Source organism: Cellulomonas citrea (assembly GCF_009829685.1).
Lineage (GTDB): Bacteria > Actinomycetota > Actinomycetes > Actinomycetales > Cellulomonadaceae > Cellulomonas > Cellulomonas citrea.
In genome coordinates this window covers 1-7956 of record NZ_VWSD01000137.1, presented here as the reverse complement: position 1 = coordinate 7956, position 7956 = coordinate 1, and the positions used below count along the sequence as shown (strand labels likewise).

Below are 7956 nucleotides of genomic sequence, written 5' to 3'. Positions count from 1 at the left end.
GCACCACCGGCCTCGGCCGCACCTTGCGCGCCGATGGTCGCCGCATCCCCGTCCGCGGCGGCCTGGGCATCGGCGACACCCACGGCCGTCGGCCCCTGGGCGACCCAGCCGCCGACCCCGCCCAGCGGGGCGAGCCCGGCCGAGCCGCCCAGCAGGGCGAGCACGAGGAGCACCACCGCGGGCCGTCCGCCTGCGGTCGTGGACGGCGTCTCGAGGGTGTGCGGGCTGCGTTGCGTCGGCACCCGGTCGAGCAGCGGACGCACCGGTGCCGTGGCCGCGGCTGTCGCCGTGGCTGCGGTCGGCAGCGTCCGGGGCCGCACCTGGTCCATCCGCCTGCTCCGCCCGAGTGAGAAGTCCGTCCTCCTGCGGATCGGCGACGGGCACGACCGATCTGAGATCCCGCCAGGTGCACGGGCCGGCAGTCATCCGAACGGACGACACCCCGGGCTCACGGACGTCCCGGGGCCCGCGACCTCGCCTCCGCCCGGGGCCGCGCCGACAGCGGGGTCAGGACGCAGTGGCGACCGTGAGGACGCGGTGGCGCAGCGGTCAGGACGCGGTGGCAGCGGTCAGGACGCGGTGGCGCAGCGGTCCGTGACGACCATGACGGGGCACTGGGAGTGGTGCAGCACCGCCTGGCTGGTGGACCCGAGCAGCAGGCCGGCGAACCCGCCACGGCCACGGCTGCCCACCACGACGAGGTCCGTGGCGACGGAGAACTCGGTGAGCAGCTCCGCCCCGGTGCCGTCGAGCACGATCCGACGCACCGAGAGCCCGTCGTGCCCGGCGAGGCAGCGGTCGAGGGTGCCGGCGACACCTTCCTCGAAGTCCTTGAGCATCTGCTCGGTGTCGACGGCCGAGGGGACCCAGGCGAGCACGCCGGTCATCGAGGCGACCGGCACCCCGGCGACCGCGACCAGCTCGGCCCCCCAGAGCTCGGCCTCGGCGATCGCGTGCCGCAGGGCGATCTCGGACTGCGTCGAGCCGTCGACGCCGACCACGATCCGGGCGAGCGGCTTCGGTGCCGGCGCCGGTTCGTCGTCGGCCAGCGGACGCCCGTTCTCGCGCAGCGGCACCACGACCGTCGGGCACGAGGAGTGCGCGGGCAGCGCCGACGAGACCGTCCCGAGCAGACGTCCGGCGAACCCGCCCCGACCACGCGTGCCGACCACGGCCAGCTCGGCGCGCTGCGACATCTCGACGAGGACCCCGGCGGCGTCTCCGACCGCGATCTCGGACCGCACCTGCAGGCCCCGACCGGCGACCCGTTCGGTCGCCTCGTCGAGCACGGCCTGGACACCGGCCCGGATCGCCGAGTCGTCGAGCGCGGCGAAGCCGCCGTCGAGGGTCGCGGCCGAGAACGACGGCAGCGCATAGGCGCACGCGACGACCAGCCCCAACGACCGGGCCGCAGCCTCCTGAGCCGCCCAGTCCAGGGCGTGCATCCCTGCTGCCGATCCGTCGACCCCCACGAGCACCACGGGCTCACGCGTCATCGGACACCTCCTGGCCGTTGCGTGGCGATCCGTCAGGTCCGCACACGTCCGACGGGCGGCCACCTCGCCGGACCCCTCCATCGTGGCACGCGCAGGGGGCTCTCCGGTGCCCGGAGGGCCCTCCTGCCGACTTCAGGCCGCGAGGTAGCGGCTCCAGGCGGGCTCAGGCCGTGCGGTCGCACCTGCCACGGCCAGCGACCAGCGTGGCGCCCGCGGGGTGAAGCCGAGCTCCCAGCCGATCTCGTGCAGCAGCCGGTCGGCCTTGCGGTGGTTGCACCGCACGCACGCCGCCACGACGTTGGTCCACTCGTGCCGGCCGCCACGCGAGCGCGGCAGCACGTGGTCGACCGTGTCGGCGCCGCCGCCGCAGTAGGCGCACCGGTGGTCGTCACGGGCCAGCACGGCGCGCCGGGTGGGCGGCGCGGGCCGGCGGGGCGGGACGTGCACGTACCGGGTGAGGGACAGCACGACGGGCACCGGGACGCTGCTGCGGGCCGAGTGCATCACCCCTGCAGCCTCGACGACGACGGCCTTGCCCGTCATCACCAGCACGACGGCCCGGTTGAGGCCGACGACGCACAGCGGCTCGAGGCTCGCGTTGAGCAGCAGCGCACGCGTGGACGACCCGGGAGCCTGCTCGACGATCAGCACGGTGACCTCCATGCTCCGGTGCTCGCCGTCTGGCTGACGGCCGCACCGTGGCGCGCGACCAGGGTACGCGCCGTGCCTGAACCACCGGAACGACACGAGCCCCCGACGACATCGACGTCGTCGGGGGCTCGCACCGTAGGCCGTCTCAGCCGATGCGGATGAAGACCGGGCTGCTCTGCCAGATCCCGCGGAACTGGATCGTCTTGCCGGGGACCGGGGCGTCGATCTGCATCCCGCCACCGGCGTAGATCGCGACGTGACCGGGCGACCAGATGATGTCGCCTGGCTGGGCGTCGGCCGCCGAGACCCGGGTGCCGATCGAGGGGTAGGCCGACGAGGAGTGCGGCAGGGAGACCCCGAGCTGGCCGTACACGTAGGAGACGAAGCCCGAGCAGTCGAAGCCGACATCGGGCGACGTGCCACCCGAGACGTACGGGACACCGACGTAGCGGGCCGCGACCTCGAGGACCGCGTTGCCGGCGACCGACTGCGGGACTGGGCTGGACGCCTCGGCCACGGCGGCGCGCGCCGTGCTGCGGGACGCGGCGGCCTTGGGCTTGGCGGCCTTGGCGACCGGCTTGACCGCGGCGACCGCGACGACGTCGGTGGTCCAGGCGGCGGTCTGGGGAGAGCTGACGGCGGGGGCACTGTCCAGAGCGGCCCGCGCGGCCTCGGCCACGGTCGTGGTGTCCACGCCCGTGAGGTTCGGGCTGTCGGAGCTGATCGCGTGGGCGGGACCCGCTCCGATCAGGGTGATGGCGACACCGGAGGTCGCGGCGACCGCAGCGGACCGGCGGCTGACCTGGCCGATCGATGCGGTGGCGGTCCGAGCGAACTCGGTCAACGGGGTGGACGTGCGTACAGGTGCGCGATGCCGAGCGCGGGTGCTGCTCATTGACACGTGGTACCTCTCCCAACGCCGACGAGGTGAGCTGTCGGGTTCGGGTGGGAGTCACCCGGCCGCCGGATCGCTCCGGTCGGCTTCACCCCAAGGGGCCCGGACTGCAGGCCCCGCAATGTGGTTCCCCCGTCCCTGCCGACGGTTCGTGCGGACCTCGGTGGCGGCGGCAGGGTTTGGCGTTCCGCTCGAGGACTTCGAGGAGGAGGGTTCCGCGAAGCGATCCAGACGGTACCCGACGGGTGAAGCCGATGTCACGCGTTGGTCACGAAGGTCTCGGAGCGGACTCGGGACGAGCTCCGCGCACCCCTCGGAGAGCCCCCCAGAATGGGCTATCTGACCTGCGAAAACATCCAAAGGCGGACAAGTCAGGCACGTTCGGCCTCACGTCAAGGTGAGAAACCTCACTGAGGCGCGACGGCCCTCACGAAGACATGCCGGGCGAGCTCCTCGGGCAGATCCAGCACGACCGCCGACCCGGGCGCCGCCACCGACACGACGCCGTCGGCCCGGTCGACACTCACCACGGAGCCCGGCAGCACCCCGGCACCGGCGAGCCGGGAGAGCAGCTCGATGTCGACCTGCAACGGCTCACCGATCCGCGCGACCTGCGCCGTCGGGTCCGACCACGCGACGAGCGTCTGGACGCCCTCGAGGAAGCCCTCGGCCTCCTCGTGCTCCCCCAGCTCGGCGAGCCCCGGGATCGGGTTGCCGTAGGGGTCGTGGTGCGGGTGGTCCAGCAGGGCCGCGAGCCGCTGCTCGACCTGCACGCTCATCACGTGCTCCCAGCGGCAGGCCTCCTCGTGCACGTGCGGCCAGTCCAGCCCGATGACGTCGATGAGCAGCCGCTCGGCCAGGCGGTGCTTGCGCATCACGCGCATCGCCCGGTCGTGCCCGTCGTCCGTCAGCTCGAGGTGGCGGTCGCCGCCGACCACCAGCAGCCCGTCGCGCTCCATCCGGGCGACCGTCTGCGAGACCGTCGGCCCGGAGTGCCCCAGACGTTCGGCGATCCGGGCGCGCAGCGGCGGGATGCCCTCCTCGGTCAGCTCGTAGACCGTCTTGAGGTACATCTCGGTCGTGTCGATGAGATCACTCACCGCCGGGCCTCCTGCTCGTCGTGCTCCTGGTAACGGGGCTGCCTGGTCCCGGGCTCGTCGTCGATGCTGGCCGTTCCGTCCGACGAGACGTCGCCGGGCCTATCCTCGCATCCGTGCCCGCAGATCCGACGACTGTGACCATCCCCGCTGACCTGCTGCCGCGCGACGGGCGGTTCGGCTCCGGCCCCTCCAAGGTCCGGCCCGAGCAGGTGGCGGCCCTGTCCGCGGCCGCCACGACCCTGCTCGGCACGTCGCACCGGCAGAAGCCGGTGCGTGCCGTCGTCTCGCGCATCCGCAGCGGGCTGGCCGACCTGTTCGACCTGCCCGACGGGTACGAGGTCGTGCTGGGCAACGGCGGATCCACGGCGTTCTGGGACGTGGCCACGAGCTGCTTGGTCGCGCACCGCAGCGCGCACGGGGTGCACGGGGAGTTCGGGGCCAAGTTCGCCGCCTCCGTCGCCGCCGCGCCGTTCCTCGCCGAGCCCGCCGTGCGCACCGCGGAACCGGGGTCGGTCGCCCTGCCGGCGCTCACCGCCGACGCCGACGTGTACGCCTGGCCGCACAACGAGACGTCGACCGGGGCCCTGGCACCGGTGCACCGGATCCCCGGGGCCGACGGGGCGCTCATGGTGGTGGACGGGACCTCGGCGGCCGGCGGCGTGCAGGTGGACGTGGGCGCGACCGACGTCTACTACTTCGCACCGCAGAAGTCGTTCGCCTCCGACGGCGGTCTCTGGATCGCGCTGGCCTCCCCCGCCGCGATCGAACGCGCCGCCCGGATCGAGGGCGGCGGGCGCTGGGTGCCCCCGTTCCTGTCCTTCACGGCGGCGCTCACCAACAGCCGCCTCGACCAGACGCTCAACACCCCGGCCGTCGCGACGCTCGTCATGCTGGCCGAGCAGGTCGACTGGCTGGTGACCCACGGCGGCCTGGACTGGGCGGCCGACCGCACCGCCACGTCCTCGGGGCACTTGTACGCGTGGGCGCAGGCACGGGACTTCGCCCAGCCGTTCGTGAGCGAGCCGGAGTACCGCTCGCCGGTCGTCGTCACCATCGACCTGGCGGCCGAGGTCGACGCGAAGGCGGTGGCCGGGGTGCTGCGCAGGCACGGCGTGGTCGACGTCGAGCCGTACCGCCGGCTGGGGCGCAACCAGCTGCGCGTCGCGACCTTCCCCGCCGTCGACCCGGACGACGTGCTGGCCCTCACCGCCTGCCTCGACCACGTGATCGAGGCGCTCGCCTGAGCGGCACCCCACCGCACGACGCCGAGGGCCCCGCACCGTGACGGTGCGGGGCCCTCGGCGTCGTGACGGGTCGGACGGGCTCAGCGGGCCCCGGCGCGACGGCGGTGAGCGACCAGGAGCGCAAGAGCACCCGCCACCAGCAGCCCGGCGGCGACCATGAGCATCGGGCCGACCTGAGCACCGGTCGCGGCGAGCACCTGGGTGACACCACCCGAGGAGGCGCTGGCGGGCGGGTCCTCGGCGGCGAGCACGGCGCTCACGCAGTTCGGCGTCGCCAGCGTCGTGGAGACGGCGTAGGGCGTCGGGGTGTCGGTCGTGAAGGTGACGGTCGCGGTCTTCGCCGAGACGGCGGACGGCCAGGCGACCGAGCCGGACAGCGGCTGACCCGTGAGCGTCGCGGAGTGCCCCGCGGTGTCACCGATCTTCACCGACACGGTCGACGCCTGCAGGCCGCCCTGGACGGTGAGCGCGTACGCGAGGTTGGCACCGGACAGGTCGTCGGTGCAGGTCGCGGTCACGTCCTCGACCAGGACCTTGCAGGTGGCGGGGGCGGCGTAGCCGTCAGCCACCTCGCACGGGTCGTCGGCGGTCGCGGCTGACGCCGCCGAGCTGAGCGACAGCGTCGCGGCACCGGCGACGACCAGGACGGCAAGTCCGCGCAGGATCGCACGCATCGGGGCTCCTCAGGGCATCTGGACGAATCGGACGAATCATCTCCTATTCAACAGGGTCCTTGGCCACTGTTCCACCGGGTGAACTGACTCAGCCCGCGCACAGATCACCCGTTCGTCGCAGCCGGCCGTGCAGAAACGGGGGCGCACGAGGCCGACAGGTGGCCGCCCTGCGTGATCGTCGGCGTCGCCCACACGTCCAGGTGGTCCCCGTGCACCGGGACCTGGACCTCGTAGGTGACGGCCTGGCCGGGGGCGAGCAGCGAGGTCAGGGTCTGGGTCCCGCGGCCCGCCCACAGCAGCTCGCGTCCGCCCACGCTCACCCCGTCCTCGGTGATCGGACCCACCTGGTCACCCTGACCGACCGCGATGAGGATCGACGTCGCAAGATCCCCCGGGGGTACCCCTGGCAGACCGGGGCCGCGCAGGTACTGCGAGGCACCCGCCACACCGTCGGGCGGACGGTAGGTCAGGGTGAGTCGCAGGGTCGCGGTGCCCGCACCGGCGGCGCACTGCGTGTCGACCACCTCCAGGGAGGTCGTGAGGTAGTAGTCGAGCTTGCCCGCGGTCGCATCGTTGAGGAACACCCCGACGGCGGTCGGGAAGGGACCACTGAGGAAGGCGGCCCCCACCTGGGTGGGCTCCAGGACGGCCTGCTCCTCGGCGTGCGCCGACCAGATCCGCAGCCGGCCGTCCGCCGCGACCGTCCGGGTGGCCGTCAGCAGGGCCCTCTGGTCCCCGCTGCCGCCGAGCACCGACCGGAAGACGGCACCGGCGACATCGGCGAACATGCGGTCCACCGCCCCCGCGTCGACCTCGTCCTGGTACGGCGCCTGCAGCACGGCCGCGACGAAGCCGTCCGAGGTGAGCGTCTGCCCGTCGGACGTGACCACCGGGCCGGTCGCCGCGAGCAGCTGGGCCACGCCCGGTGCGTCCAGGGACACGACGCCGTCCACGGTGCCGCCCTGCGCGGCGACCCACCGGGCGGCGACCAGCTGGCCCGTGCGCGGGAAGTCGGGGGTCAACGTCGAGTCCTGCACCCACCGCCCGATCCGGTCACCGGCCACCGCCAGCTCGTCCTCGGTGAGCGGCAGCACCGGGTCGGCGAGCTTCGGCAGGTCGCGGGTGGACAGCTGCGCGCCGAGCGTCACGGCACCGTGGTCCACGTGGATCGCCGTGACGGCGCCCACGATCCCGCCGGCCGACCGAAGCTCGGCGCTGTTGAGCGCGAGCACCAGATAGGTCCTGGGGCCGTCGGCCCCGAGCATCACAGGTGCGAGCGACGCGACGGTGCTGGCGGCGTGCGTCGTGCCGGCCACCTCGCCCAGCACGTCCTGGACCTGGGCCACGGGACCGGCCAGCGGACCGATGAGACCGCGGGTGTCGAGCGAGTCGACCTGGCTGCGCGCACGGGCCGCGACCTCGTCGGCGCGGGCGAGCCCCGGCGCCATCGCCTGGACCGCGGCGACGTCGATGCGCCCGTCGGCCGTGCGCAGACCGCCAGCACGGACCTTGCCGAGCACGTCCTCGAGCGGCGGGACGACCTCGTTCGTCACATCCGACAGGGCGGACGAGACCACCCGCACGGACCGCAGCTGGGTGCCGGCCACCGGCACGACCTCGGCCAGCCGCCAGAGCGGGTCGCTGCTCGCCGCGGCCGCCCGGGCCGAGGCCCGCTGCACGGTCGCGAGGCCGCTCGCCGACACCTCCCCGGTCGAGAACCCGTGCTGCAGCAGGGTCGCGGCGCTGCGGGCCTCACGCAGCGCCGAGGCGGCCTGGTAGACGCGGAACCCCACCCACCCGGACGCGAGCACGAGGGTGAGGAGCACCACCGCGACCACGCGGCCCACGAGGCGGCCGCGCGACCTCCGGGCACGGCCGTGCGCCGGTGCGCGTCGA

Annotated in this window: 7 protein-coding genes, 1 pseudogene and 1 riboswitch; of the genes and pseudogenes, 1 reads left to right on the top strand and 7 read right to left on the bottom strand. The window is 73.9% G+C overall.

Annotated elements, in window-relative coordinates:
* The 5 genes and pseudogenes from F2B26_RS12945 to F2B26_RS12925 form a co-directional block, all read right to left on the bottom strand.
* Window positions 1-329: pseudogene (locus F2B26_RS12945) on the bottom strand (hypothetical protein); the annotation flags it as partial.
* 240 nt (window positions 330-569) lie between these two features.
* A complete protein-coding gene (locus F2B26_RS12940; RefSeq protein WP_159810026.1) occupies window positions 570-1496 on the bottom strand; it encodes a universal stress protein in 927 nt (308 codons plus the stop codon).
* A 132-nt stretch (window positions 1497-1628) separates the two neighbouring features.
* Window positions 1629-2159 (bottom strand): HNH endonuclease, encoded by a 531-nt coding sequence (locus F2B26_RS12935; RefSeq protein ID WP_159810024.1) that lies wholly within the window; start codon window positions 2157-2159, stop codon window positions 1629-1631.
* 133 nt (window positions 2160-2292) lie between these two features.
* Window positions 2293-2841 carry a C40 family peptidase gene (locus F2B26_RS12930; RefSeq protein ID WP_328698679.1) on the bottom strand — a complete coding sequence of 183 codons (549 nt, stop codon included), beginning with the start codon at window positions 2839-2841 and terminating at the stop codon, window positions 2293-2295.
* Window positions 2842-3050: 209 nt separating this feature from the next.
* Window positions 3051-3208, bottom strand: a riboswitch (cyclic di-AMP (ydaO/yuaA leader).
* A gap of 241 nt (window positions 3209-3449) precedes the next feature.
* On the bottom strand, window positions 3450-4142 hold the full coding sequence (locus F2B26_RS12925) for an iron-dependent transcriptional repressor DtxR (RefSeq protein ID WP_159810020.1): 693 nt from the start codon (window positions 4140-4142) through the stop codon (window positions 3450-3452).
* Window positions 4143-4276: 134 nt separating this feature from the next.
* On the opposite strand from F2B26_RS12925, the gene serC reads away from it, so the two are divergent.
* Window positions 4277-5386, top strand: coding sequence for a phosphoserine transaminase (serC, locus tag F2B26_RS12920; RefSeq protein ID WP_159810018.1), 1110 nt, complete (start codon window positions 4277-4279; stop codon window positions 5384-5386).
* Between the two features lie 80 nt (window positions 5387-5466).
* Here serC and F2B26_RS12915 read toward each other — a convergent pair whose 3' ends face one another.
* Complete coding sequence (locus F2B26_RS12915; RefSeq protein ID WP_159810016.1) at window positions 5467-6060, bottom strand: hypothetical protein; 594 nt, start codon at window positions 6058-6060, stop codon at window positions 5467-5469.
* A 104-nt stretch (window positions 6061-6164) separates the two neighbouring features.
* A partial coding sequence (locus F2B26_RS12910; RefSeq protein ID WP_210766851.1) for a DUF4012 domain-containing protein occupies window positions 6165-7956 on the bottom strand: 1792 nt, incomplete at its 5' end.